General features: G+C 55.6%; 1 protein-coding gene. It reads right to left on the bottom strand.

What is annotated here, in order from left to right; translation table 11 throughout:
- Positions 1 to 518 precede the first annotated feature (518 nt).
- Positions 519 to 710: hypothetical protein (locus tag D0S45_20625; protein ID TIH07281.1), on the bottom strand; the 192-nt coding region annotated here is incomplete at its 5' end.

Genomic DNA, 710 nt, shown 5'->3' with positions numbered 1-710 from the left:
GAGTGTGATTTGTGCTTGGGCATACTGGCCGCCTTTAGTGTCTGCTTAACCGCAGGTGCCTGCCTTTTTGGTGGGTATGTGTGAATCGTTTACATACGACGCACGCACTGTTGGTGTGAGGGTCTGCTTGTCAGTGCACTTTCTCAGGGTGTTCACCACGACCGGCACTGCTGCCTGTCTGCTATGGCCAAACTGATCAGGTCTGATTTCCGTCAGTCTTGGTTGGGTCGGCAGGTGACTCTTTGGCTCATCTATGGGYTGTGAGTGTTACTAGCCGGCTGTAGCGGAGCTGTGCGGTGTGTCGGAGATGGCGGCTTCGCATGCGTGCCTAGACCTTCGGGCGTTGTTGAGTCTGGTCGGCTCGTTACTAGCTTCGGCTGGTCGGCTGATGGCTTGATTTTGTCACGTTGGCGGTTGCGTGTGTGGTTTGCGTTGGGCCAATAGTCTGTGGTGTAGTGGTAGACGATCCACCTGACCCGTCTTGAAACACGGACCAAGGAGTTTAACATGTGCGCGAGTCATTGGGTGTTACGAAACCCAAAGGCGAAGTGAAGGTAGAGGTTCGGCTTGTCCGGACTGAGGTGAGATCCTGTTGTCTTGCTCATACTTTCCAAGTTGCGAGCAGCGGGCGCATCACCGGCCCGTCCCATGACGTAGACATGTGACCTCGTGTTGTGTGCACCGTCGGGGCGGAGCAAGAGCGTACACGT

The organism is Marinifilum sp. JC120 (assembly GCA_004923195.1).
In the GTDB taxonomy this organism is placed as follows: domain Bacteria; phylum Desulfobacterota; class Desulfovibrionia; order Desulfovibrionales; family Desulfovibrionaceae; genus Maridesulfovibrio.
Note: the sequence above shows the minus strand (reverse complement) of the source record. Positions and strands in the feature narration are given on the sequence as shown.